Origin of the sequence: Pseudomonas sp. JL2 (assembly GCF_031570495.1) — a bacterium.
GTDB lineage: Bacteria > Pseudomonadota > Gammaproteobacteria > Pseudomonadales > Pseudomonadaceae > Aquipseudomonas > Aquipseudomonas rhizophila.
In genome coordinates this window covers 138,038-161,792 of sequence record NZ_JAKUDH010000002.1, presented here as the reverse complement: position 1 = coordinate 161,792, position 23,755 = coordinate 138,038, and the positions used below count along the sequence as shown (strand labels likewise).

The 23,755-nt window shown below is 61.5% G+C and carries 22 protein-coding genes; 13 read left to right on the top strand and 9 right to left on the bottom strand.

The features are described 5' to 3' along the window. Nucleotides 1-122: 122 nt before the first annotated feature. The 3 genes from MKS85_RS04750 to MKS85_RS04740 form a co-directional block, all read right to left on the bottom strand. On the bottom strand, nucleotides 123-827 hold the full coding sequence (locus MKS85_RS04750) for a hypothetical protein (RefSeq protein WP_139049171.1): 705 nt from the start codon (nucleotides 825-827) through the stop codon (nucleotides 123-125). A gap of 138 nt (nucleotides 828-965) precedes the next feature. After that, nucleotides 966-1,979, bottom strand: a complete 1,014-nt coding sequence (locus MKS85_RS04745; RefSeq protein WP_160893372.1) for a diguanylate cyclase — start codon at nucleotides 1,977-1,979, stop codon at nucleotides 966-968. Between the two features lie 191 nt (nucleotides 1,980-2,170). Beyond that, entirely contained in the window at nucleotides 2,171-3,082 is a 912-nt protein-coding gene (locus tag MKS85_RS04740; protein ID WP_188250944.1) for a LysR family transcriptional regulator, read from the bottom strand. 98 nt (nucleotides 3,083-3,180) lie between these two features. On the opposite strand from MKS85_RS04740, the gene MKS85_RS04735 reads away from it, so the two are divergent. Next, a complete protein-coding gene (locus MKS85_RS04735; protein ID WP_076386553.1) occupies nucleotides 3,181-4,356 on the top strand; it encodes an aspartate aminotransferase family protein in 1,176 nt (391 codons plus the stop codon). Nucleotides 4,357-4,460: 104 nt separating this feature from the next. Further along, on the top strand, nucleotides 4,461-5,195 hold the full coding sequence (locus MKS85_RS04730; RefSeq protein ID WP_076383595.1) for an OmpA family protein: 735 nt from the start codon (nucleotides 4,461-4,463) through the stop codon (nucleotides 5,193-5,195). A 231-nt stretch (nucleotides 5,196-5,426) separates the two neighbouring features. Here the strand turns inward: MKS85_RS04730 and ehuA are convergent, their stop codons facing one another. The 4 genes from ehuA to ehuB form a co-directional block, all read right to left on the bottom strand. Further along, nucleotides 5,427-6,296, bottom strand: a complete 870-nt coding sequence (gene ehuA / locus MKS85_RS04725) for an ectoine/hydroxyectoine ABC transporter ATP-binding protein EhuA (RefSeq protein ID WP_370695169.1) — start codon at nucleotides 6,294-6,296, stop codon at nucleotides 5,427-5,429. Further along, entirely contained in the window at nucleotides 6,296-6,952 is a 657-nt protein-coding gene (gene ehuD, locus MKS85_RS04720; RefSeq protein ID WP_047228592.1) for an ectoine/hydroxyectoine ABC transporter permease subunit EhuD, read from the bottom strand. Before ehuD ends, ehuA begins: the two co-directional genes overlap by 1 nt. Next, on the bottom strand, nucleotides 6,949-7,608 hold the full coding sequence (gene ehuC / locus MKS85_RS04715) for an ectoine/hydroxyectoine ABC transporter permease subunit EhuC (protein ID WP_047228591.1): 660 nt from the start codon (nucleotides 7,606-7,608) through the stop codon (nucleotides 6,949-6,951). The genes ehuD and ehuC overlap by 4 nt, the downstream gene beginning before the upstream one ends. A gap of 66 nt (nucleotides 7,609-7,674) precedes the next feature. Further along, complete coding sequence (gene ehuB / locus MKS85_RS04710) at nucleotides 7,675-8,532, bottom strand: ectoine/hydroxyectoine ABC transporter substrate-binding protein EhuB (RefSeq protein WP_047228590.1); 858 nt, start codon at nucleotides 8,530-8,532, stop codon at nucleotides 7,675-7,677. Between the two features lie 290 nt (nucleotides 8,533-8,822). On the opposite strand from ehuB, the gene MKS85_RS04705 reads away from it, so the two are divergent. From MKS85_RS04705 to MKS85_RS04670, 8 genes are all read left to right on the top strand, one after another. Continuing rightward, nucleotides 8,823-10,217, top strand: a complete 1,395-nt coding sequence (locus tag MKS85_RS04705) for a PLP-dependent aminotransferase family protein (RefSeq protein WP_047228589.1) — start codon at nucleotides 8,823-8,825, stop codon at nucleotides 10,215-10,217. A 213-nt stretch (nucleotides 10,218-10,430) separates the two neighbouring features. Continuing rightward, on the top strand, nucleotides 10,431-11,402 hold the full coding sequence (gene eutB, locus MKS85_RS04700; protein ID WP_160893368.1) for a hydroxyectoine utilization dehydratase EutB: 972 nt from the start codon (nucleotides 10,431-10,433) through the stop codon (nucleotides 11,400-11,402). A 24-nt stretch (nucleotides 11,403-11,426) separates the two neighbouring features. Then, on the top strand, nucleotides 11,427-12,419 hold the full coding sequence (locus MKS85_RS04695) for a cyclodeaminase (RefSeq protein WP_076383598.1): 993 nt from the start codon (nucleotides 11,427-11,429) through the stop codon (nucleotides 12,417-12,419). Nucleotides 12,420-12,460: 41 nt separating this feature from the next. After that, nucleotides 12,461-13,651, top strand: coding sequence for an ectoine hydrolase DoeA (gene doeA, locus MKS85_RS04690; RefSeq protein WP_188250943.1), 1,191 nt, complete (start codon nucleotides 12,461-12,463; stop codon nucleotides 13,649-13,651). Between the two features lie 3 nt (nucleotides 13,652-13,654). Further along, a complete protein-coding gene (gene doeB, locus MKS85_RS04685; RefSeq protein WP_188250942.1) occupies nucleotides 13,655-14,656 on the top strand; it encodes a N(2)-acetyl-L-2,4-diaminobutanoate deacetylase DoeB in 1,002 nt (333 codons plus the stop codon). Nucleotides 14,657-14,850: 194 nt separating this feature from the next. Beyond that, complete coding sequence (locus tag MKS85_RS04680; protein ID WP_076383599.1) at nucleotides 14,851-15,330, top strand: Lrp/AsnC family transcriptional regulator; 480 nt, start codon at nucleotides 14,851-14,853, stop codon at nucleotides 15,328-15,330. A 129-nt stretch (nucleotides 15,331-15,459) separates the two neighbouring features. Further along, nucleotides 15,460-16,947, top strand: coding sequence for an NAD-dependent succinate-semialdehyde dehydrogenase (locus MKS85_RS04675; protein ID WP_188250941.1), 1,488 nt, complete (start codon nucleotides 15,460-15,462; stop codon nucleotides 16,945-16,947). Beyond that, the gene (locus tag MKS85_RS04670) at nucleotides 16,944-18,329 is read left to right on the top strand and encodes an aspartate aminotransferase family protein (RefSeq protein WP_107321904.1); all 1,386 of its coding nucleotides are present in this window, start codon (nucleotides 16,944-16,946) and stop codon (nucleotides 18,327-18,329) included. The genes MKS85_RS04675 and MKS85_RS04670 overlap by 4 nt, the downstream gene beginning before the upstream one ends. Nucleotides 18,330-18,570: 241 nt before the next feature. On the opposite strand, the gene MKS85_RS04665 is transcribed toward MKS85_RS04670, so the two are convergent. Then, nucleotides 18,571-19,008, bottom strand: a complete 438-nt coding sequence (locus tag MKS85_RS04665; protein WP_047228581.1) for a YhcB family protein — start codon at nucleotides 19,006-19,008, stop codon at nucleotides 18,571-18,573. A 148-nt stretch (nucleotides 19,009-19,156) separates the two neighbouring features. Between MKS85_RS04665 and MKS85_RS04660 the strand changes: the two genes are divergently transcribed. From MKS85_RS04660 to zapE, 3 genes are all read left to right on the top strand, one after another. After that, nucleotides 19,157-19,786, top strand: a complete 630-nt coding sequence (locus tag MKS85_RS04660) for an alpha/beta hydrolase (RefSeq protein ID WP_092456238.1) — start codon at nucleotides 19,157-19,159, stop codon at nucleotides 19,784-19,786. Between the two features lie 24 nt (nucleotides 19,787-19,810). Then, entirely contained in the window at nucleotides 19,811-21,166 is a 1,356-nt protein-coding gene (locus tag MKS85_RS04655; RefSeq protein WP_188250940.1) for a tryptophan--tRNA ligase, read from the top strand. A 100-nt stretch (nucleotides 21,167-21,266) separates the two neighbouring features. Continuing rightward, on the top strand, nucleotides 21,267-22,361 hold the full coding sequence (gene zapE / locus MKS85_RS04650; RefSeq protein WP_047228578.1) for a cell division protein ZapE: 1,095 nt from the start codon (nucleotides 21,267-21,269) through the stop codon (nucleotides 22,359-22,361). Between the two features lie 378 nt (nucleotides 22,362-22,739). Here the strand turns inward: zapE and MKS85_RS04645 are convergent, their stop codons facing one another. Then, on the bottom strand, nucleotides 22,740-23,636 hold the full coding sequence (locus MKS85_RS04645; protein ID WP_188251021.1) for a GlxA family transcriptional regulator: 897 nt from the start codon (nucleotides 23,634-23,636) through the stop codon (nucleotides 22,740-22,742). Nucleotides 23,637-23,755 lie beyond the last annotated feature (119 nt).

The following is a 23,755-nucleotide window of genomic DNA, read 5'->3' as shown; positions in this document are numbered from 1 at the left end:
GCGAGCCTGCTCGCGATGACGCCGGCCCATTCAACATCGATGCAAGCTGAACCACCGCTATCGCGAGCAAGCTCGCTCCCACAGGTTCTGGCGGCGGGCTGACAACCGCCGAACAAGAAGGCTTATTGCTGGGCGATGCTGTAGCCGTCGAACGCTTTCTGCTGTTGCAGGGCGGTGACGATGCTTTTGCGGGTGACCGGTTGTTCGGTGCCGTCGTTGTCCAGGAAGGTTTCGCTTTCCAGCTCGGCCTGGTCGCCTTCGCCGACGAAACTGAAGCCCAGGAATTCGAAGGCCTCGCGGTCGACGTTCGGCTTGGAGCGTGGGGTGCGCAAGGGCAGGGTGACGCTGATGCCGTCCTTGCTGATGACAAACACTTCGGCCTCTTTCTTGGGCCGCGAAGCCTTACCTTTGCTGCCGCTCGGATTGCTGATGGCCTGGTGGGTCTGGTTCAGCACTTTCAGGGCCAGGCCATAAACCAGTTCCTGGAAGGTCGGGTCGTCCTTGTAGCTGGACAGGATACGGCTGATGGGGAAGCGGCTGCTCAGGTCTTCCAGTGCCGCGAAATCGGCGGCTTCGGCGTCCTTGAGCTGCTTGAGCTGGCCCATCAGTTCGTAGGCCTTGTCATCGTCGAACGCGTCATGGGCCTGGCGGATGGCGTTGCGCAGCTCACGGATCTGATCGCTTTCGCGGTTCGACTGAAACGCATCGAGAACCATCTCACTGATGCTTTTGGCCTGAGGCAGATGCTGTGAAAGATTGATGGAGTTTTCGTATTCCGCTTTGGACGACAGGGTGACTACGGATTCAGCGGTATTGGAATCGGACATTGAAATTTCACTACTTCTGTTAGCTGGATGAGGCGAGAAAGGCGTTGAGCTTTTTTCCGGTCGCCTAATCTATTGGACCCGGGCGGCGTTGTCACGGTTGAACCGGTGGCAGGTCGGCATTTGTTGTTCAGGTACGCATCATTGGCAGATCACATTCTTGCCGGCCACCTTGGAGCGATACAGCGCCTGGTCCGCCCGGTCCAGCAGCATCGTGTGCTGCTCATCCCCACGCCGCTGCACCACGCCAAAACTCATGGTGACCTGGAAATCGCCCACCGGCAGCAGATCGGACAGGCTGCGGCGAATGGTTTCAGCCATCAGGCAGGCGTCGGCCAGGGAGGTATTGGGCAAAATCATGATGAATTCATCACCCCCCCAACGTGCGAGCAAGTCGCCGTCGCGTTCGCAGCGTTTAACGGCTTGCACCACTTGCACCAGCGCGGCGTCGCCGAAAGCATGACCGTAATGATCATTGATGTCCTTGAAGTCATCGACGTCCATGGCGATCAGTGACAACGGCTCGCGAAAACGCTGGGCACGCTCGCAGGCCAGCGGCAGGGCCTGTTCGAGACGATAGCGGTTGGCAACCCGCGTCAGGGCGTCGGTTTCGGCAAGCCTGCGGTTTTCGTCGAGCTGGATCTGCAACTGATGGTTGACACGGGACAGTTCCAGGGTGCGCTCCTGGATGACGGCTTCCAGCGATTTGTTGCGCCGTTCCAGTTGTTCGAACAGACGCTTCTTGTCGTCAATGCTGCGATGGGCGCCGATCATCCGCGCCACCGTGCCGTCGGGGTTACGGGCGATCACATAGCCACGGTCCTCGATCCACATCCAGGAGCCGTCGCGCGTGCGACAGCGGTATTCGGCCTGGTAGTGATGGGAGCGTTGTTGCAGGTGGTCGTCGAACAAAGCCATCACCTGCGGGTAATCATCGGGATGGATCACGCTTTCCCACGTCAGCACGGTGTTATCGAGTGAGTGAGGCGGATACCCCAGCATCGTGTACCAGCCAGGGTTGCGGTAGACGAAACCGGTGTTGGCGTTCCAGTCCCAGATGCCATCGCTGACCAGCTCAAGGATGGTGTGCAGCACACCTTCGTCCAGACCGGACAGGTCGAGGCGCAGCATATCGATGTTCGAGGCGTCGCCCATCGTCGTTTCCTCAATCAGCCTTGATATCAAAATGCTCGTCCAAGGAAGAAGAGTAGCTGATGGGGCGGGGGGGCACTAGCGGGGTTCGCTCTGTTGGGGCGCTGACGAGGGCCGGGGGTGGACGGTCTGTGTGGGACTCAAGCGCTGGGGGGAAGATCGCAGCCTCGTTGCACGCGTCAGCTCCTACTTTGTCATTCGGGTTGGGGTTTGCCCCATTGCTGCATCGCAAATTCGACAAAGCTGCGCAGTTTGGGCAACCGATAGCGATCCTGGGCATACATCAGGTTCATTGGCCGGTGGGGGAGTTGATAGTCCTGCAGCAGCGCGACCAGATGGCCTTCTTCCAGGTCTTGCGCCACCAGTGCATCGGGCAGCATCACCACGCCCATGCCGGCCAGGGCCGCGCGATGCAGTCCTGAGGAACTGTTGATCAGCATCGGCCCGGTCACCGGCACCTTGATTTCACCTTCCGGCCCGTTGATGGGCCAGTGATCCTGGGCGAAGCGCCACTCGTCGCCGGCGGAATAGGCGAAGGACAGGCAGTCGTGCTGCTCAAGCTCAGCGGGTCTTTGCGGCGTGCCTCGGCGCGCCAGGTAGGCCCTGGATGCGCAGATGGTCAGGGTGTAGTCCATCAATGGTCGGGCGATCAGCTTAGGGTCGATGGGGCCGAGACGGATGGCGACGTCGAAACCGTGATCCAGCAGGTCCAGGCGTTGGTTGGTCAGCACCACGTCGAGTTTAAGCTGGGGATGGAGCCGGCTGAATTCGGCCAGCGCCGGGGCAAGTCGCTCGGTGCCAAAGGTCAGTGGCGCGGTGATGCGCAAGGTGCCGGTGGGCTCGCCTTGCGTCTGCTCGGCCAGTCGTTCGGAATCGGCCACCAGCCCGAGTACTTCCAGGCAGCGCTGGTAATAGGAAGAGCCGAATTCCGTCAGGCGCTGGCGCCGCGTCGTACGGTTGATCAGGCGCACGCCAAGACGTTCTTCCAGTGCGCGAAGGTGATTACCCACCATGGTGGTGGACATTTCGCACGCCTGGGCCGCCGCTGTGAGGCTCCCGGTTTCCACCACTTTGACGTAAACCGTCATTGCCTGAAAAAGATCCATTATCAAGCCTGGCTTTAAAATGATTGAAGGAATGTAGCGTTTATCCAGCAAGAGTGGCTAACCATACTGGAAAAAACCACCTGATGGAGCTTGAAGCCATGACCGCCGCCTGCCTGATGACCACCTACCAACCCCTGGCGCTGAATTTTACCCATGGGTTGGGTACGCGCCTGTGGGATCAGGACGGTCGCGAGTACCTGGATGCGGTGGCGGGCGTGGCTGTGACCAACGTCGGCCATTCCCACCCTCGACTGGTGGAGGCTATCAGCGAGCAGGCTGGCCTGCTGCTGCACACCTCCAACCTGTACGGCATCGACTGGCAGCAACGGTTGGCGAAAAAACTCACTCAGCTCTCAGCCATGGATCGGGTGTTTTTTAACAACTCTGGTGCCGAGGCCAACGAAACCGCACTGAAACTGGCGCGCCTTTATGGCTGGCACAAAGGTATCGAGCAGCCACTGGTGGTGGTCATGGAGAATGCGTTTCACGGACGCACATTGGGCACCTTGTCCGCCAGTGATGGCCCGGCGGTGCGCTTGGGCTTCAATCGGTTGCCGGGGGATTTCATCAAGGTGCCATTCGGTGATCTGGCGGCGCTGGAAAATATTCAGCAGGTTCATGGCGAGCGCATCGTTGCGGTACTGGTGGAACCGATCCAGGGCGAAAGCGGTGTGCAACTGGCGCCGCCCGGCTATCTCAAGGCCTTGCGTCAACTGTGCACCCGGCGCGCCTGGTTGCTGATGCTCGACGAGATCCAGACCGGTATCGGCCGCACCGGCCAATGGTTTGCCTTCCAGCACGAAGGCATCGTGCCGGACGTCATGACCCTGGCCAAGGGGTTGGGCAATGGCGTGCCCATCGGCGCCTGCGTGGCCCGGGGCAAAGCGGCCGAACTGTTTACCCCTGGCAGCCACGGCAGCACCTTCGGCGGTAATCCGCTGGCCTGCCGGGTGGGCTGCACGGTGCTGGACATCATCCAGGAGCAAGGTTTGCTGGACAACGCCAGGCATCAGGGTGAACAGTTGCTCAACCGGCTGACGGCCGAACTGGCGGACAACCCGAACGTGCTGGCGATTCGCGGCCAGGGCTTGATGATCGGCGTCGAACTCAAGCAACCGGTCCGCGACCTGAGCCTTTGTGCCGCACGTGACCACGCTCTGCTGATCAATGTCACTCGCGGCAAGACCATCCGCCTGCTGCCCCCGTTGACCATTGATGGGCGGGAAGTGGAGATGATCGTCAGGGGGGTGAGCCGGTGCCTGGCGCAGGATTAAGGCAAGTGCGACACGGCTGGACGGAATTTTTGCCAATTGCCGTGTTCCAACGCCAGCCAGAGTCGATACTGGCACTTCAGAATTAAAATACCAGGAGCACCTTCATGTTCACCTCGCGTCGCTTGATTGTTGTCGCAACCGCTGTGGCCCTGCTGTCCGGCTGCGCGTCGCCTAATCCTTATGACAACCAGGGGCAGGCCTCCACAGAGTCCTCCGGCATGAGCAAGACTGCCAAGTACGGCGGCCTCGGTGCCCTGGCCGGTGCGTTGGCCGGTGCGGCCATCGGTCACGATAACCGTGGCAAGGGTGCATTGATCGGCGCTGCGGTCGTGGGGGCTTCCGCGGCCGGCTACGGTTACTACGCCGACCAGCAGGAAAAGAAACTGCGTGCCAGCATGGCCAATACCGGCGTTGAAGTGCAGCGTCAGGGCGACCAGATCAAACTGATCATGCCGGGCAACATCACCTTCGCCACCGACTCGGCGAACATCGCGTCCAGTTTCTACCAGCCGCTGAACAACCTGGCCAACTCCCTCAAGGAGTTCAACCAGAACCAGATCGAAATCGTGGGTTATACCGACAGCACCGGCAGCCGCCAGCACAACATGGATCTGTCGCAACGTCGTGCACAGAGCGTGGCGACCTACCTGACGTCCCAAGGTGTCAGTGGCGCCAACCTGACGGCCCGCGGTGCCGGCCCGGACAATCCGGTGGCCAGCAACGCCGACGTCAATGGCCGCGCGCAAAACCGCCGTGTCGAAGTCAACCTCAAGGCCATTCCGGGCCAGCAATACCAGACAGCGCCGCAGCAGGGGCAGACTTACCAGCAGTACCCATAACCGCTGGGCGGTAAATGAAAGGGGGGCCCCTGAAAACAGGGGCCCCCTTTTTTGCGGCTAGCGTTTGGACCTTTGTGGCGAGGGAGCTTGCTCCCGCTGGGCTGCGAAGCAGCCCCCAAAATCTATCGACTCAATCCCCAGACACATCGTGGTGGCTGGTTTTGGGCCTGCTGCGCAGTCCAGCGGGAGCAAGCTCCCTCGCCACAACAGTGTTCACTTTAGTAGATAGGTTCAGTTAGCCTCTTTCACCGCACTCAAGAACGCGCACGTGCGCTCCTGCTGCGGGTTTTCGAAGATCTGCGCCGGAGTGCCCTGTTCGTGGATCTGCCCTTTGTAGAAGAAGCACACCCGGTCGGCGAATTCCCGGGCGAAGCCCATCTGGTGGGTCACCATCAGCATGGTCAGGTTGTGCTCGGCTCCCAGTTTGCGGATCACATTCAGCACTTCGCCACACAGTTCCGGATCGAGTGCCGAGGTCACTTCGTCAAACAGCATCACCTTGGGTCGCATCGCCAGCGCCCGGGCAATCGCCACCCGTTGTTGCTGGCCGCCGGACAACTGCGAAGGGTAATGGTCGAGCTTGCTGCCCAGCCCTACCAGCTCCAGTAAATCGGCGGCGCGCTCCCGGGCTTCCTTCGGATTCATGCCCAGCACCTGCACCGGCGCCTCGATCACGTTTTGCAGCGCGGTCATGTGGGGAAACAGATTGAAGCTCTGGAACACCATGCCGATCTTGCCGCGCACACGGCGGATGTGCCGGTCGTTGGCCGGCACCAGCACGCCGTTGCGGTTGGGCATGTGGGTCAGGGAGTCATCTTCGATGCGGATCTGGCCCTGGTCGATGCCTTCCAGGGTCATCAACACCCGCAACAATGTGGACTTGCCCGAGCCGCTGGGGCCGATGATCGCGACTTTTTCACCGGGCGCGACATCCAGGTTCAGATGGTCGAGCACCGTAAAGCTGCCATAGCTTTTGGTCACGTCCTGGAAACTCACGATCGGCCGGGACGGTGTCTGATCTTGCATGGCCGGGGCCTCCTGCTGCGACGCCAGCGTGCTGCGCCGGGACAAATCGGTGGGCGAGGACAGGGGTAAAGTCATTAGCGTAGCTCCATGCGCGTTTCAAGGCGCCGTACCAGATAGGCCAAGGCGAGGCTCAGGGCGAGGAAGAACAGGCCGACCATGGTGATCGGTTCCAGGTAACGGAAATGCTCGGAGCCGATGTTCTTGGCCTGCTGCATGATTTCCACCACGGTGATCGCCGACAGCACCGGCGTGTCCTTGAGCATCGCCACCAGGTAATTGCCCAGCGGCGGTATGATCGGCCGCAGCGCCTGGGGCAGGATGATGTTGCGGTAAGCGTTGTACGGAGCGATGTTCAGTGCCGTCACCGCTTCCCACTGCGCCCGCGGCACCGCGTCGAGGCCGCTGCGATAGACCTCGGCGATGTAGCAGGCGTAGTGCAGGCCGATACCCAGGATCCCCACTTGCATGGCCGTCAGGCTCAAGCCGTAGTTAGGCAGCACGTAATAGAGGAAATACACCTGGATCAGCAGCGGCGTACTGCGGATGAACTCGATCACGGCGGTGGCCGGCCATGACAGCCAGACTTTCCGGCTGCGCCGACCAATTGCCAGGAACAGCCCCAGGACAATCGCGATCAGAAAGCCGATCAGGGTGATGCCCACCGTATTGAGCGAGGCGCGCAGCAAGTCCGGCAGGATCTGTGCGGCGTAGGACCAGTCGAACAGGGTCATGACAGACCTCCACGCATCCGGCCCCGGCTCAGTCGTCGTTCGACATGGCGCATACCCAGGTTAATGGCCTGGGCGAGGATGAAATACATCACCAGCGCCAGGCTGAAGATCTCCAGGGTCTGGAAGGTTGCCTGATCCAGCTGCCGCGCGCGGAAGCTCAGGTCGGACAACGTGATCAACGACACCAGCGACGTGTTCTTCAGCAACTCGATCAGCAGGTTGGTGCCCGGTGGGATCGCCGCCAGCAGGGCCTGGGGCAGGATGATCCGTTTGAAGCGCTTGAAGCCGCTGAAATTCAGCGCCGTGCAGGCTTCGTATTGCCCCTTGGCCACCGAGCTGATGGCGCCGCGCATGACTTCGGCACCATAAGCGCCGATGTGCAGGCCCAGGCCGACAATCGCCACAGCATAGGGGCTCAACTCAACGTTGAACGGCGGCAGTGGTAGCACGAAGAACAACCAGAACAACTGCACCAGCAGCGACGTGCCACGAAACACTTCGATGTAGGTGATGGAAAACCAGCGCAGCGCTCGCCACGGTGACAGCCGCCCCAAGGCCGCCAGGACCGCGGCGACGATCGCCAGCAGTGAGCCGAGAAAGGTCACCTGAAGCGTGACCCAGGCCCCTTGAATCAATAACGGAAGTAATTCGCCCATGGTTCAACCCGATATCCGATGAAGCAGGGAACAGGCATCACGCACTGCGCGTCATGCCCGTTTCGGCTATGGCTGAGCGCAGAGCTCGGCCGCGGTTTTGCTGGTCACGTTGGACTTGTCGAAACCGAACGGCGCAACGGCCTTGAGGTGTTCTTCAGAGCCTAGCCATTTCTTCAGCTCGGCATTGACCGCATCGCGCAGGTCTTTGTCTTCGGGGCGGAAGGCGAGGGCGCCGTAGCCGATGTGCGACGGGTCGTCCTTGAACTCGGTCATCGCCTCAACCTTGTCACCGCCCTTGCTGGCCAGGCCCTTCATGGTCAGTTGCGTGCCGACGGCAGCGTCCGCGCGACCGGCGCGCACCGCTTGCAACTGCGCGGTGGTGTCGGGGACCTGAAGGATCTGCTCATCCTTGACCCCGGAATCCCGGGCGTACGCCAGGTTCACCGTACCGGCCATGATTGCCAGCTTCACGTCCGGTTGTTTGGCGATGTCTTCATAGCTGTGCAGTTGCTTGGGATTGCCCTTGGCCACGAGCAGGGCATCGGGCAGCTGGTATTGCGGATCGGTGAACAATACCTGCTTGCAGCGCGCCGGCGTGATGTACATCCCGGCGGCAATCACATCGAATCGGCCGGCGCGCAGGCCGGGAATCAGCGAGCCCCATTCGGTGAGCACGCCGTTGACCTGCTTGATGCCCATCTTGGCGAAGATGATCTTGGCGATTTCCGGTGATTCACCGGTAACGGTGCCGTCGGTTTCGGTAAAGGCGAACGGCGTTTCGTTGGCGTAGCCGATCCGGATGCTGCTGTTGCTTTTGACGGTATCGAGGGTGGCGGCGTGAACGCTGCCAGCCAGGCCAAGTACGGCACAAGTCATTAAGAGCCGACGCAGGGGCGCGCATGTGGCGGGAAGGAAATTGCTCATCGGTAAAATCTCCTGTTTCTTGTGGATCCGTCGTTTGACGGCTCTGTGGTAGGAGGCAGTGTTACAAGAGCAAAGCGTACAGCGGCTGATCCGGCCTTGGCCTGGAATCGGGAGCGGCGCCGGTACAGGTCGATCCGGCTTTTTTGTCGGGGTGGTGAACCCGCCTGGATGACAACCTTGGACCGAGCATACAAAAGCCCCGGCACCGATTGTATTGCACTAGGACAATTGCTTTGTCGCCGTTGCCGCGGGATGCTGTGCGCACCAGAACACACGCGGGTTGCAGCGTCATGGAAAAGTGGAAATCAGCCTTGGACGCGGCCCGTAGCGGTGAGTCCAAATACAAGATTCTGGTACAGGCCATTGCTGACGATATCGAGCAGGGCGCCCTGGCCAATGACCAACGCCTGCCGCCGCAACGGCAAGTGGCCGACGCCATGGGCATCAGCGTGCAGACCGTCACCAATGCCTACAAGGAGCTGGAGCGCCAGGGGCTGGTGCGCTGTGAAGTGGGGCGCGGCAGCTTCGTTTCGCGACGTATGAGTGATCGGGTCGCAACCTACATTCTCGACAGCCCCGAACGCGCGCTGGTGGATTTTTCCATCACGCGAATCATGCACACCCGCGAGCACGACCAGTTCTGGCGCGACACCTGCCTTCAATTGAGCACCGAAGAAGATCAGCCGTGGATTCATGCTTTTCGTCCGATCGCAGGTTTTGAATCCCATCGCGAAGCGGCCGCCCAATGGATCGGCCGCCAGAGGTTGAAGGTTGATCGCAATGACATATTGATCACCAACGGCGCAGCCCATGGGATCTTCCTTGCTCTTGCTTCCCTGGCCGGCCCCGATGATGTGGTGCTTTGCGAAGGGGTGACCGACCACGGGGTGATCGGCAATTCCCAGGTGCTGGGTTTCACCCTCAAGGGCCTGGAGATGGATCGCTATGGCATCGACCCTGAACACTTCGAGGACATGTGCAGCAACGAGCGCATCACCGCGCTGGTGTGCACGCCGAACCTGAACAACCCCACCACCAGCCTGATGCCCGACACCCGCCGGCGGGAAATCGCCGAGATTGCCCGGCGCTTTGGTGTGCACATCATCGAAGATGACGTATACGGTCCGCTGCTGGACGAGCGCCGTGCGCCGCCCATCAGCCACTACCTGCCGGAGCTGTCGTTCTATTGCACCAGCATGACCAAGTCGGTGCTCACGGGGCTGCGCATCGGTTATCTGGTGGTGCCCAAGCGCCTGGCGCTACGCACCGAGAGCATCCTGCGGGTCAACAGTTGGATGGCCACGCCCATGGTGTCGGAGATCGCCGCCCGCTGGATTCGCGATGGCCGCGCCGAGTCGCTGGTGCAGTTGCAACGACGGCTGTTGGCCGGGCGCCAGGCGATGGTGACCGAGTACATGGGCGAGCATTTGCTGGGCCAGCATCCTCACGCCTTGAATGCCTGGATAGGCATCCCACCCCGGTGGGAGGTGGACAGCCTGGTGCGGGCGCTGCGGCACAAACACATCGCCGTAACCTCTCCCGACCCGTTCACCGTGCGCGGCACCCCCAAACCCCGTGCGGTGCGAGTATGCGTAGGCGCCGAATGCAGCGATGAGGAAATGCGCCATGCGCTGATCGGCATGCGCGAGATGTTTGACCAGTATCCGCAGGTGCATGATTTTTAACTGTGGGAGCGAGCCTGCTCGCGATAGCGGCGTAACAGCCAACAAAAACTGTGGCTGTACTGTCCCCATCGCGAGCAGGCTCGCTCCCACAGGGGATTTGTAGTGGTCGAGGATTTGGGGCCGGACAATCATTGATTAAATTGCCCTAGTACATTCATCACCACAATCCAGCCCTCTTAGACTGCGCCCAACACATCAGCTCGGGACGCGGTCATGGCAGTGTTGCAGCTACAGGATGTCTACCTCGCTCGCCAGCGCATCGAATCGCTGGTGCGGCGTACGCCCATGGAGCATTCCCCCAGCCTGTCACGGCTGATGGGGGTGGCGGTGTACCTCAAGCTTGAATCCCTGCAAATCACCGGCAGCTTCAAATTGCGTGGTGCGAGCAATGCCGTGGCCCAGCTCAGCCCCGAGCAAAAGGCCCTCGGCGTGGTCACCGCTTCGACCGGCAATCATGGTCGGGCGCTGGCCCATGCCGCTTCGCAACAAGGCGTCAAGGCGATTGTCTGCCTGTCGAACCTGGTGCCGGCCAACAAGGTCCAGGCGATCCGCGACCTCGGCGCCCAGGTGTGCATCGTCGGTCAGTCCCAGGACGATGCCCAGCGCGAAGCCGAACGCATCGCCAGAGAGCAGGGTGCGACCTTTCTGCCGCCCTTCGACCATTCGGCGATCATCGCCGGCCAGGGCACCCTCGGCCTGGAGATCCTCGAACAACAGCCGGACGTGGCCCAGGTGCTGGTGCCGTTGTCCGGTGGCGGCCTGTTCGCCGGCGTGGCGCTGGCGCTCAAAAGTGCGAATCCGGCGATTCAGGTGCATGGCATCAGCATGGCCCGAGGCGCCGCCATGGGCGCCAGCCTCGCCGCCGGGCATCCGGTGGAAGTCGAGGAGTTGCCCACCCTGGCGGACTCCCTCGGCGGCGGCATCGGCCTGGACAACCGCTACACCTTCGACATGACCCGGCAACTGAGCGATGACCTGCACCTGCTTTCAGAAGCTTCCATCGCCAATGCCTTGCGCCACGCCTATCACGAGGAGCGCCTGGTGCTTGAGGGCGCTGCCGTGGTGGGTATTGCCGCTTTGCTCGACGGCCTGATCGAACCGCGCGGCCCCATTGTGCTGGTGATCAGCGGGCGCAACGTCGACACCGAACAACATGCCCGCGTGATCGCCGGTGCCCCTCAATAACCTTCAGCCGCAACGGAGCCAGCCATGAGTGAAGTCACCCTATTGAGCGAAGCGGATCTGCGCAGTTGCGTGGCCCTCGACTTGCCCAGCATCGACGCCATTGAGCAGGCCTTCGTGCTGCTGGCAACGGCAGCCGTGGCGATGCCGCCGATCCTGCGGCTGGACATCCCCGAACATAACGGTGAGGTGGATGTGAAGACCGCTTACCTGCCGGGTCTGGAGCGGTTTGCGATCAAGGTCAGCCCAGGCTTTTTCGATAATCCGAAACTCGGCCTGCCCAGCCTCAACGGCATGATGATGCTGTTGTCGGCGCGCACCGGTTTGCTCGAGGCGCTGTTACTCGACAACGGCTACCTCACTGCCGTGCGCACGGCCGCGGCCGGGGCGGTGGCGGCGCGCTGCCTGTCCCGCCCGCAGAGCCGCAGTGTCGCGTTGATCGGTGCCGGCGAGCAGGCCGCGTTGCAGCTTCAGGCGCTGCGCCTGGTGCGGCCCATCGAGGAGGTGCGGGTCTGGGCTCGCGATGCACAAAAGGCCCAGGCCTTCAGTGCCGAACTGGCACGTGAGACGGGGCTTTCGGTGACACCGTGCGCAACGCTCGACGCCGCGCTGGAAGGTGTGGACATCGCCATTACCTGCACACCCAGTCGTGAGCCGCTGATCGAGTCCCGGCATCTGCATCCCGGCCTGCATATCACGGCGATGGGCTCGGACGCGGAGCACAAGAACGAGATTTGTCCGCAAGCCCTGGCGGCAGTCGACTGCTACGTCGCTGATCGCCTGAGCCAGACCCGCGTGCTCGGCGAATTGCATCACGCCCTGGCGGCCGGTGTCGTCGGCGATGAGTCGGCGTTGCTGGAGCTGGGCCAGGTGTTGGCGGGGCAGCGGGCCGGGCGGACCGATGAGGCGCAAGTCACCTTGTGCGACCTCACCGGCACCGGCGCCCAGGACACCGCCATCGCCAACCTGGCTTTCGAGCGGGCGCGGGCGGCAGGCAAGGGTTTCCCATTCGGTCGTTGACCGATCTTTTATTCGTGCGTCATTGATCAGAGGGCAGGTGGATGTCAGAGATAGTCGTCAATCTTCCGTTCCAGCGGGAGGAATACGCCCAGCGCCTGGCGAAGGTCCGTGTGGCCATGCAGGTCCAGGGCCTGGAGCTGTTGCTGGTCACCGATCCGTCGAACATGGCCTGGCTCACCGGCTACGACGGTTGGTCGTTCTACGTACACCAGTGCGTGCTGCTGGCGCTGGACGGCGAGCCCGTGTGGTTCGGTCGCGGCCAGGATGCCAACGGTGCCAAACGCACGGTGTTCATGCAGGCCGAGAATATCGTCGGCTACCCGGACATCTACGTGCAGTCGCGCGAACGCCATCCCATGGACTACCTGTCCCGGGAAGTGATCAGCGCTCGTGGCTGGGGCGCGCTGACCATCGGCGTGGAGATGGACAACTACTACTTCAGCGCCGCCGCATACCTGTCGCTGCAAAAACATTTGCCGCAGGCCAAACTGGTGGACGCGGTGGGCCTGGTGAACTGGCAGCGGGCGGTCAAGTCCCCCCAGGAAATCGCCTACATGCGCATCGCCGCGCGCATCGTCGAGAACATGCACGGTCGGATTCTGGAGCGGATCGAGCCGAGTATGCGCAAGAACGAACTGGTGGCCGAGATCTACAGCAGCGGCATCCTTGGGGCCGATGGTCATGGCGGCGATTACCCAGCCATCGTGCCCTTGCTGCCCACTGGTGCCGACGCCAGCGCGCCGCACCTGACCTGGGACGACTCGCCGTTCGAGAAGGGCGCCGGGACTTTTTTCGAGATTGCCGGTTGCTACAAGCGTTACCACTGCCCGCTGTCACGCACCATCTACCTGGGCAAGCCGCCGCAGCATTTTCTCGACGGCGAAAAAGCCGTGGTCGAGGGCATCGCCGCCGGCCTGGACGCGGCCAAGCCGGGCAACACCACGGGCGACATCGCCGTGGCGTTTTTCAAAGTGCTGGAGAAGTTCGGCATCCACAAGGACAGCCGTTGCGGCTACCCGATCGGTATCAGTTACCCACCGGATTGGGGCGAGCGCACCATGAGCCTGCGCCCCGGCGACACCAGCGTGTTGCAGCCGGGCATGACGTTCCACTTCATGCCGGGATTGTGGATGGACGATTGGGGCCTGGAAATCACCGAAAGCATCCTGATCACCGAAACCGGCGTCGAGACGCTGTGCAACGTGCCTCGTCAATTGTTCGTGAAGGATTGAGCCATGACTGACTTGCCTGCCAATCCCATCAGCGCCACGGTCGATTTCACCCGCGAGGGCGTACAGCACGGTTTCCTCAAACTGCCGTATTCGCGAGACGATTCGGCCTGGGGCGCGGTGATGATTCCCATCACCGTGATCCAGCGCGGCAGCGGCCCGACGGCGTTGCTCAGTGGTGGCAACCACGGCGATGAGTACGAAGGCCCGGTAGCCCTGAGCAAGCTGGCACAACGGTTGACCGCGCAAGAGGTGAGCGGAAGGGTGATTATCGTGCCGTTCATGAACACCCCGGCGTTCCATGCCGCACGCCGGACTTCGCCCATCGACAAGGGCAATCTCAACCGCAGTTTTCCCGGCAAGCCGGACGGTACCGTCACCGAGAAAATCGCCGATTACTTCAACCGTACATTGCTGCCTTTGGCCGACATCGTCCTGGACATCCACTCCGGTGGCCGCACTCTGGATTTCCTGCCATTCGCCGCCTGCCACGTGTTGCCGGACAAGCAGCAACAGGCCCGTTGCGAGGCGGGGATGCTGGCGTTCAATGCGCCGTATTGCATGCGCATGCTGGAACTGGACGCCGGGGCGATGTACGACACTGCCGCCGAATCCCAGGGCAAGGTGTTTGTCACCACCGAACTGGGCGGTGGCGGCTCATCGACGGCCCGCAGCGTGGCGATTGCTGAGCGCGGCGTACGCAATCTGCTGATCCACGCAGGCATCCTGCGCGGCGAAATCGAGCTACAGCCATCGATGATGCTCGATATGCCCGATGCCAGTTGCTTCATCGCCAGCGAACACGACGGCCTGCTGGAAATGTGCCGCGACCTGGGGGAACACGTGACTCAGGGTGAGGTGGTGGCGCGTATCTACGACGCCACCCGCAGCGGCGTTGCCCCCGTTGAATACCGCGCCGCCCGCAGCGGGCTGCTGGCGGCCCGACACTTTCCGGGGCTGGTGCAGTGTGGCGATACCTTGGCAGTGATTGCGGATGTGTTGGCGTGAGTCGGGTTGGCACTGAACTTGTGGCGAGGGGATTTATCCCCGCTGGGTTGCGCAGCGACCCTACAACCTGACACTTCGGTATGGCAGACAGATTGAGTCAGTAACTTGGGGGCTGCTTCGCAGCCCAGCGGGGATAAATCCCCTCGCCACAATTGATGTATGCCTTGAGTTTTTAATCACCGGGAGCCCGGCCCATGCACAAGCTCGACCGCTATGACCTCAAGATCCTGCAGATCCTCGCGGAGGATGGACGGATCACCAAGTCGAGTCTGGCCGAGGCGATCAACCTTTCGGTGACGCCGGCCTGGGAGCGGGTGCGCAAGCTGGAAATGGCAGGGCTGATCACCGGCTATCGGGCGCAGATCGACTGGGGCGCGGTGTTCAAGCGTCAACAGGTGCTAGTGGAAATCACCCTGGCCCGACACACCGCCCAGGACATGCGTCGCTTCGAGCAGCGCATGGCCACCGCCCCGCAAGTCGCGTTCTGTTACGCCACCGGTGGCGGGGTGGATTACCTGGCGATGATCCAGTCTCCGGATATCGATCACTACCAGCGCTTTGTCGATCAACTGCTGCTCGAAGACCTCGGCATCGAGCGCTATTTCACCTACATCGTCACCAAAACCATCAAGACCGGCGGCGCCTTGCCGGCGGAGCTGGCACCGTCAACCTGAGCACCGCAGAAATCACTTTTACAGCCCCTTGTTTCAGAAAAAACCAAGCAATGACCCACGGCAAACACCCGATTATCCAAGTGCCGCTGCCCTAGCATGGTTTCACGCACACGGTCTGGAGTGAACGTCATGACTTATCAACATCCGCTGCTGTTCAAAGCGCTTTGCTACATCAACGGCCAGTGGGTCCACAGCGACAGCGGCCAGAGCATTGCCGTGCACAACCCCGCCACCCGCACGGTGATCGGCCATGTGCCGATGCTCGATCAGCCGCAGATTGTCGCGGCGGTGGACGCGGCCCAGCAAGCATTCCCCGCGTGGCGTGAACAGAGCCAGGATGCCCGGGGCGAGATTCTACGACGCTGGGCGGCGTTGATCGTCGAACACAGTGAAGACCTGGCGCGCATCCTCAGCCTGGAGCAGGGCAAATCCCTGGCCGAATCCCGTGGCGAAATCGCCTATGCCGCAAGCTTCATTCCCTGGTTCGCTGAAGAGGCCCGGCGCTTGTACGGGCAGAACATCCCCAGCCACATTCCCAACGCCCACCTGGGCACCCTCAAGGAGCCAGTGGGCGTCTGCGCGCTGCTCACGCCGTGGAATTTTCCGTCGGCGATGATCACCCGCAAGGCCGCCGCTGCCCTGGCTGCCGGTTGCACCGTGGTCATCAAACCGGCCCACGAAACGCCGTACTCGGCTTTGGCCTTGGCGCAATTGGCCGAGGAGGCGGGTTTTCCTGCCGGGGTCTTCAACGTGGTGTTGGGTGAGCCGCAGATGACCATGGAAACCCTGGTCAAGGATCGCCGTGTCCGCTCAGTGAGCTTCACCGGCTCGACTCGGGTCGGCAAACTGGTGCTGCAAGCCGCCGCCCATGATGTGAAGAAAGTCGCCCTGGAGTTGGGCGGCAACGCGCCGTTCATTGTCTGCGCCGATGCTGACCTGGCGCTGGCGGTAAAAGTCGCCGTGGAGGCGAAGTTCCAGACCTCGGGCCAGGATTGCTGCGCGGCGAACCGGATCATGGTCCAGCGCCCGGTTTATCAGGCGTTCCTCAGCCGTTTCGCCGCGGCGGTTCGGGCGTTGCGGGTCGGCCCGGCCATGGTCGATCAGCAGGAGCAGGATGTGGATATTGGCCCGTTGATGCACCAGGCGGCATTCGACGTAACTGCCGACCGGGTCGCCGATGCTCTGGCCCTTGGCGCCCAGCGCCTGGTCGGTGGCGAGGCCCATGCCTTGGGCGGGTTGTTCTACCAGCCAACGGTGCTGGCTGATGTCACGCCGCAGATGCGCATCTACCGCGAAGAAAATTTCGCGCCCATCGCCGGGGTGATGCCATTTGACACTCTGGATGAAGCCATCGAAATGGCCAACGACACCGAGTACGGACTGGCAGCCTATATTTGCTCCAACCGCCTGGACCTCATTTATCCACTGATTCGCCGTCTCGACCACGCCATGGTCGCGATCAACGGTGTCAAGTTCACCGGCCATCCGATTCCCTTCGGTGGCATGAAAGCCTCGGGCCTTGGCCGCGAGGGTGGCAGCGAGGGCTTCGAGCCCTTCGTCGAAACCAAATACTTTTGCCTGCACCATCAAGGCCAGTTCCCAGGAGAATCCGCATGAGCCAGGAATTCAACACGCTGTTCGAACAAGACCGTGCGCATTTCATGCACCCCTCGACCCACGCCCACGACCACGCCAGCGGTGCGCTCAAGGGCCGGATCATCAAGAGCGCAGCGGGCATCCGCATTCGCGACCATGAAGGCCGTGACTTCATCGACGCCTTTGCCGGCCTCTACTGCGTGAACATCGGCTACGGCCGCACCGAAGTGGCCGATGCCATCTACAAGCAGGCCAAGGAACTGGCCTACTACCACACCTACGTCGGCCACTCGAGCGAGGCGATCATCGAACTGTCCAGTCGCATCATGGACTGGGCACCGGAAGGGATGAAAAAGGTCTACTACGGCCTGTCCGGTTCCGATGCCAACGAAACCCAGGTCAAACTGGTGCGTTACTACAACAACGTGCTGGGCCGGCCGCAGAAGAAGAAAATCATCTCTCGCGATCGTGGCTACCATGGTTCGGGCATCATGACCGGCAGCCTGACTGGGCTGGCGACCTTCCACCAGCATTTCGACCTGCCGGTGGAAGGGGTCAAGCACACCGTGTGCCCCCATTGGTATCGCAAGGCCCCGGCGGGCATGGACGAAGGCACGTTCGTACGCTACTGCGCCGATGAGCTGGAAAAAATGATCCTGGCTGAAGGGCCGGACACCGTGGCGGCGTTCATTGGTGAGCCTTTGATGGGCACGGGCGGGATCATTGTTCCGCCGGCCGGTTATTGGGACGCGATCCAGGCGGTGCTGAAAAAGTATGACGTGTTGCTGATTGCCGATGAAGTGGTCTGCGCCTTCGGTCGCCTGGGCTCGAAGATGGGCAGCCAGCGCTACGGTATGAAGCCGGACCTGATCACCACCGCCAAAGGCCTGACCAGCGCGTATGCACCGTTGTCGGCGGTGATCATCGGGGAAAAGGTCTGGAGTGTGATTGAAAAAGCCTCCCAGACCGAAGGCGCCATGGGGCATGGCTGGACCTATTCAGGGCATCCGATCTGCGCGGCGGCGGCACTGGCCAACCTCGACATTCTCGAGCGGGAAAACCTCACCGCCAACGCCGAGGATGTCGGCGGCTACCTGAACCGCCGGCTGCGTGAAAGCCTCGAAGGCCATCCGCTGGTGGGTGAAGTGCGCGGTGATGGCATGCTTGCGGCGGTGGAGTTCATGGCTGATCGCGAGCAGCGCAGCGCTTTTGATCCGGCGCTGAAAGTCGGCCCCAGGGTCTCGGCCGCTTGCCTGGAACGCGGCATGATCGCCCGCGCCATGCCCCACGGCGACATCCTGGGCTTCGCCCCGCCGCTGATCCTGACCCGCGAAGAGGCGGACCTGATCGTCGACATCACCAAAGGGGCTATCGATCAGGTGGCGGGTGAAGTGTTGGGGTGAGGGCAGGGTGGCGCAGAACCTGTGACACCAGCTCCCACAGGAGATGGGTGCGGGCACAGACTTTGTGAACACCCCAATCAAAACTGTGGGAGCGAGCCTGCTCGCGAAAGCGGTGTGTCTGAAACGGTGATGCTGGATGTGCCGCCGACATCGCGAGCAGGCTCGCTCCCACAAGGCGTCGGAGTCAAAAAAAGCCCGCCCGATCATGCGATCGGGCGGGCTTTTGGGTGTCGCTTGGAGATTACTTCTTCAAACCGTAATGCTCATCGAGCATGCCGGGTGAATTGGGGGCCTTGGGGGCGTAGTCCCGGGGCGGTTCCTGGACCTCTTTTGGCGGGGTCAGGCGTTCCCGAGGCGTCTGCGCCGCATCAGCGTGCAGGGCGGCCAGCAGGCGTTGGCGAGTCTGCTCGTCGAGGGCCAGGCGATTGGCACCCTCGGACAAATGATCCTGGACGTCCTGGTAGCTCTGAGTGAGTTTTTTCACCAGAGAAGCGGTGCTGTTGAAGTGAGTGACCACTTCATTCTGATAACTGTCGAAACGTTCCTGAATGTCGTCCAGCTGACGTTGCGTGCTGTTAGGCACCGCATTGGGCAGCAGTCGGGCAAGCAGGAATCCAATGGCGACACCGGCAACCAGGGCAAGAGTCGGCAACAGCCAAACTAAGAGCGAGTGTTCCACGAGTCCTTCCTCTATAAACGGCTTTGCTTTACGTTAACGGCTCGGACCTGCGCTGTATACCGCGAAGAACATCGCAATCATGCCAGGCACAGACTTTTAGCTAGACGAGTCGACCCTATTCGGGGTCACGGAGTTCTTTCCCTTGCTTATGCGCGAAACCCCTGTAGTCATTGATGGCCCCGTGGGCCAACTGGAAGCCTTGTACCTGGACAGCGAAGCGCCCCGTGGCCTGGCGCTGATCTGCCACCCCAACCCGGTGCAGGGCGGGACCATGCTCAACAAAGTCGTCTCGACCTTGCAACGCACTGCCCGTGATGCTGGCCTGGTTACGTTGCGTTTCAATTATCGCGGGGTCGGCGCCAGTGCCGGCAGCCATGACATGGGCACCGGCGAAGTCGACGACGCCCAGGCTGCAGCCGATTGGTTGCGGGAAAAATACCCGCAACTGCCGCTCACCCTGTTCGGTTTCTCGTTTGGCGGCTTCGTTGCCGCAAGCCTTGGCGGACGTCTGGAAGCCCAGGGCCAGCCACCCAAGCACCTGTTCATGGTGGCCCCGGCGGTGATGCGCCTGGACGCGCAATCGCCCTTGCCGATGAGCGGCGAGTTGACCGTGATCCAGCCGGAAACCGACGAAGTGGTCGACCCCCAGCTGGTTTACCAATGGTCGGACACGCTCCAGCGCCCCCATGAGCTGCTGAAAGTGGCAGAATGCGGGCACTTTTTCCATGGCAAGCTGACCGATCTCAAGGATCTGCTCCTGCCGCGCCTCTCGAATTGACAGCAGTCTGACAAGCGATAACCCATGACGACTCGTACCCGCATCCTGACCGGCATCACCACCACCGGCACCCCGCACCTGGGCAACTACGCCGGCGCTATCCGTCCGGCGATCCTCGCCAGCCGCGACACCAACGCCGATTCGTTCTATTTCCTGGCCGACTACCACGCCTTGATCAAATGCGATGACCCGTTGCGCATCCAGCGCTCGCGCCTGGAAATCGCAGCGACCTGGCTGGCCGGTGGCCTGGATGTGGACCGCGTGACCTTCTATCGCCAGTCCGACATTCCCGAAATTCCGGAACTGACCTGGCTGCTGACCTGCGTCGCCGCCAAGGGGCTGCTCAATCGCGCCCACGCCTACAAGGCGTCGGTGGACAAAAACGTCGAGGTCGGCGAAGACCCGGATGCCGGCATCACCATGGGGCTGTACAGCTACCCGGTGCTGATGGCCGCGGACATCCTGATGTTCAACGCCCACAAGGTACCGGTCGGTCGCGACCAGATCCAGCACGTGGAAATGGCCCGCGACATCGGCCAGCGCTTCAACCATCTGTTCGGCCAGGGCAAGGAGTTTTTCACCATGCCCGAGGCGCTGATCGAGGAGAGCGTCGCCACCCTGCCGGGCCTTGATGGCCGCAAGATGTCCAAGAGCTATGACAACACCATCCCGTTGTTCAGCAGCGCCAAGGACATGAAGGACGCGATCTCGCGGATCGTCACCGACTCCCGCGCACCGGGCGAAGCCAAGGATCCGGACAATTCCCACCTGTTCACCTTGTTCCAGGCCTTCGCCACGCCAGCGCAGTCCGACGAGTTCCGCAGCGAACTGCTGCAGGGCCTGGGTTGGGGCGAAGCCAAGAACCGCCTGTTCCAATTGCTCGACAGTGAACTGGGCGAGTCCCGCGAACGTTATCACCAGTTGATCGAACGCCCGGCGGACCTTGAAGACATCCTGCAACTGGGCGCGAAAAAAGCCCGGGCCGTGGCCACACCGTTCCTCAACGAACTGCGCGAAGCCGTCGGCCTGCGTTCGTTTGTCAGCCAGGTTCAGGTGGCGACCAGCACGAAAAAGAAAGTGGCCAAAGCCGCACGTTTCGTGAGCTTTCGCGAAGACGACGGCAGTTTCCGCTTCCGTCTGCTGGCCGCCGATGGCGAGCAATTGGTGTTGTCGCGCAATTTTGCCGATGGCAAGACCGCGGGCCAGGTCACCAAGCAACTTCAAGCCGGCCAGCCCCTGGACGTGCGCAGCGACGAGCTGAGCTTCAGTGTCTGGCTTGACGGCGCCTGTGTGGCCGACAGTCCGGCCTTTGCGGACAGCGCCGCTCGGGATGCTGCCATCGAGGCTTTGCGCGTGGCCCTGACGCCAGTTCAGGACTGAACCGGGGCTATTCCGACCATCGGCTCGAATAAGGGCCGATTGCCATTCCCGCGGGCCGTCGCTACAGTGACGGCCCGTTTTTGTTGCCTTGCTAACGAATATGACGCCCCTAGAACGATATCAAGCTGATCTGAAACGCCCGGAGTTCTTCCACGACGCAGCCCAGGAAACGGCAGTGCGGCATTTGCAGCGCCTGTACGACGATCTGGTCGCCGCGTCGAACAACAAGCCGGGCTTGTTGGGCAAACTGTTCGGCAAGAAGGATCAGGTCCCGGTCAAGGGCCTGTATTTCTGGGGCGGTGTCGGCCGTGGTAAAACCTACCTGGTCGACACCTTCTTCGAGGCGTTGCCGTTCAAGGAGAAGACACGGACGCACTTCCACCGCTTCATGAAGCGTGTGCATGAAGAAATGAAGACGCTGGGCGGCGAGAAGAATCCGCTGACCATCATCGCCAAGCGGTTCTCCGACGAGACCCGGGTGATCTGCTTCGATGAGTTTTTCGTTTCCGACATCACCGACGCCATGATTCTCGGCACCTTGATGGAGGAGTTGTTCAAGAACGGCGTGACTTTGGTCGCCACCTCGAACATCGTGCCGGACGGCCTTTACAAGGACGGCCTGCAACGCGCGCGCTTCCTGCCGGCCATTGCGCTGATCAAGGAACACACCGACATCGTCAACGTCGACAGCGGGGTGGACTATCGCCTGCGTCACCTGGAGCAGGCGGAGCTGTTTCACTTCCCCCTGGACGCCGCAGCTGAAGAAAGCCTGCGCAAGAGCTTCCGGGCCCTGACGCCGGAATGCACCCAGGCGGTCGAAAATGATGTGTTGGTCATCGAGAATCGCCAGATCCGCGCCGTGCGGACCTGCGATGACGTGGCCTGGTTCGACTTTCGTGAACTGTGCGATGGCCCTCGTAGCCAGAACGACTACATCGAGCTGGGCAAGATCTTCCACGCGGTACTGCTCAGCAACGTGGAGCAAATGAGCGTCACCACCGACGACATTGCCCGCCGGTTCATCAACATGGTCGACGAGTTCTACGACCGGAACGTGAAGCTGATCATTTCGGCCGAAGTCGAACTCAAGGATCTCTACACCGGCGGTCGCCTGACCTTTGAGTTCCAGCGAACCTTGAGTCGTTTGCTGGAAATGCAATCACACGAATTCCTGGCGCGGGCGCATAAGCCGTAATCCGGTTCGGATAAAAAAAGGCCTGCAATTGCAGGCCTTTTTTGCGCGTGCGAGCTCAACGGCGCACCGCATAACCCTGTGGGAGCGAGCCTGCTCGCGATAGCGGTGTATCAGTCAACATCAATGCTGGCTGCCACACCGCTATCGCGAGCAGGCTCGCTCCCACAGGGTTATGCGGTGCGCCGTTGAGCTCGCACGCGCAAAAAAGGCCTGCAATTGCAGGCCTTTTTTGCGCGTGCGAGCTCAACGGCGCACCGCATAACCCTGTGGGAGCGAGCCTGCTCGCGATAGCGGTGTATCAGTCAACATCAATGCTGGCTGCCACACCGCTATCGCGAGCAGGCTCGCTCCCACATTGGACTGTATTCAACCCTTGATTCACGCCGCCTGCTGAAATTGCTGTCGATACTGGTTCGGCGATAACTCGGTATGTTGGCGGAACAGCCGTGCGAAGAAGCTTGCATCGTCGTAGCCGACTTCATAGCTGATGGTCTTGATGCTTTTGCGGCTGCCGGACAACAAGCCCTTGGCGGTTTCTATACGCAGCCGTTGCAGGTAATGCAGCGGTTTGTCCCCCGTGGCGGTCTGGAAGCGGCGCATGAAGTTGCGGATGCTCATACCGTGCTCCCGAGCGACGTCCTCAAAGCGGAACTTGTCGGCGAAGTGTTCTTCGAGCCAGTGCTGGATCTGCAGGATGATCACATCCTGATGCAGTTTCTGGCCCCCGAAACCGATTCTTCCCGGTGAGTAGCTGCGCTGCACTTCATAGAGAATGTCTCGTGCCACGGCCTGGGCCACGTTGGCGCCGCAGAACCGTTCGATGAGGTAGATATAGAGGTCGCAGGCCGAGGTCGTACCGCCGGCGCAGAACAGGTTGTCGGCGTCGGTCAGGTGCTTGTCCTGGTTGAGGTGGACCTGGGGGAAGCGCTCCTTGAAGGCGTTGAAGAACCGCCAGTACGTGGTGGCTTCCTTGCCATCGAGCAGCCCGGCCTCGGCCAGCCAGAACACCCCGGTCGCCTCGCCGCAGAGCACTGCGCCACGGGCATGCTGTTCCCGCAGCCAGGGCAGGACCTGCGGGTAACGTTGGCAGAGGGTGGCGAAATCATCCCAAAAAGCCGGGAGGATGATCACGTCGGTATTTTCCAGGCCGCCGTCCACCGGCATGATCACGTCGCTGAAGCTGTTCACCGGTTTGCCGTCGGGGCTGACCAGCCGGGTTTCGAACGCCGGTGTCAGGCCGTGGCCCAGTTGTTTGCCGTAGCGCAGGCTGGCCAGGTGGAAAAAATCCTTGGCTTGCATGAGGGTGGAAGCGAAAACCCGGTCGATAGCCAGGATGCTGACGCGCCGCAAGGGCGTGGAGATGTGCTTGGACATAGTTGATCTTTATTTTTATA

Coding starts and splice junctions, on each gene's coding strand:
- MKS85_RS04740 (WP_188250944.1), bottom strand. CDS start 3,082: ATGGATCTTTTTCAGGCAATGACGGTTTACGTCAAAGTGGTGGAAACC.
- doeA (WP_188250943.1), top strand. CDS start 12,461: ATGTCAGAGATAGTCGTCAATCTTCCGTTCCAGCGGGAGGAATACGCC.
- MKS85_RS04670 (WP_107321904.1), top strand. CDS start 16,944: ATGAGCCAGGAATTCAACACGCTGTTCGAACAAGACCGTGCGCATTTC.
- ehuC (WP_047228591.1), bottom strand. CDS start 7,608: ATGGGCGAATTACTTCCGTTATTGATTCAAGGGGCCTGGGTCACGCTT.
- MKS85_RS04675 (WP_188250941.1), top strand. CDS start 15,460: ATGACTTATCAACATCCGCTGCTGTTCAAAGCGCTTTGCTACATCAAC.
- MKS85_RS04695 (WP_076383598.1), top strand. CDS start 11,427: ATGAGTGAAGTCACCCTATTGAGCGAAGCGGATCTGCGCAGTTGCGTG.
- ehuD (WP_047228592.1), bottom strand. CDS start 6,952: ATGACCCTGTTCGACTGGTCCTACGCCGCACAGATCCTGCCGGACTTG.
- eutB (WP_160893368.1), top strand. CDS start 10,431: ATGGCAGTGTTGCAGCTACAGGATGTCTACCTCGCTCGCCAGCGCATC.
- ehuA (WP_370695169.1), bottom strand. CDS start 6,296: ATGACTTTACCCCTGTCCTCGCCCACCGATTTGTCCCGGCGCAGCACG.
- MKS85_RS04745 (WP_160893372.1), bottom strand. CDS start 1,979: ATGGGCGACGCCTCGAACATCGATATGCTGCGCCTCGACCTGTCCGGT.
- MKS85_RS04735 (WP_076386553.1), top strand. CDS start 3,181: ATGACCGCCGCCTGCCTGATGACCACCTACCAACCCCTGGCGCTGAAT.
- zapE (WP_047228578.1), top strand. CDS start 21,267: ATGACGCCCCTAGAACGATATCAAGCTGATCTGAAACGCCCGGAGTTC.
- MKS85_RS04750 (WP_139049171.1), bottom strand. CDS start 827: ATGTCCGATTCCAATACCGCTGAATCCGTAGTCACCCTGTCGTCCAAA.
- MKS85_RS04655 (WP_188250940.1), top strand. CDS start 19,811: ATGACGACTCGTACCCGCATCCTGACCGGCATCACCACCACCGGCACC.
- MKS85_RS04705 (WP_047228589.1), top strand. CDS start 8,823: ATGGAAAAGTGGAAATCAGCCTTGGACGCGGCCCGTAGCGGTGAGTCC.
- MKS85_RS04660 (WP_092456238.1), top strand. CDS start 19,157: ATGCGCGAAACCCCTGTAGTCATTGATGGCCCCGTGGGCCAACTGGAA.
- MKS85_RS04730 (WP_076383595.1), top strand. CDS start 4,461: ATGTTCACCTCGCGTCGCTTGATTGTTGTCGCAACCGCTGTGGCCCTG.
- MKS85_RS04680 (WP_076383599.1), top strand. CDS start 14,851: ATGCACAAGCTCGACCGCTATGACCTCAAGATCCTGCAGATCCTCGCG.
- ehuB (WP_047228590.1), bottom strand. CDS start 8,532: ATGAGCAATTTCCTTCCCGCCACATGCGCGCCCCTGCGTCGGCTCTTA.
- doeB (WP_188250942.1), top strand. CDS start 13,655: ATGACTGACTTGCCTGCCAATCCCATCAGCGCCACGGTCGATTTCACC.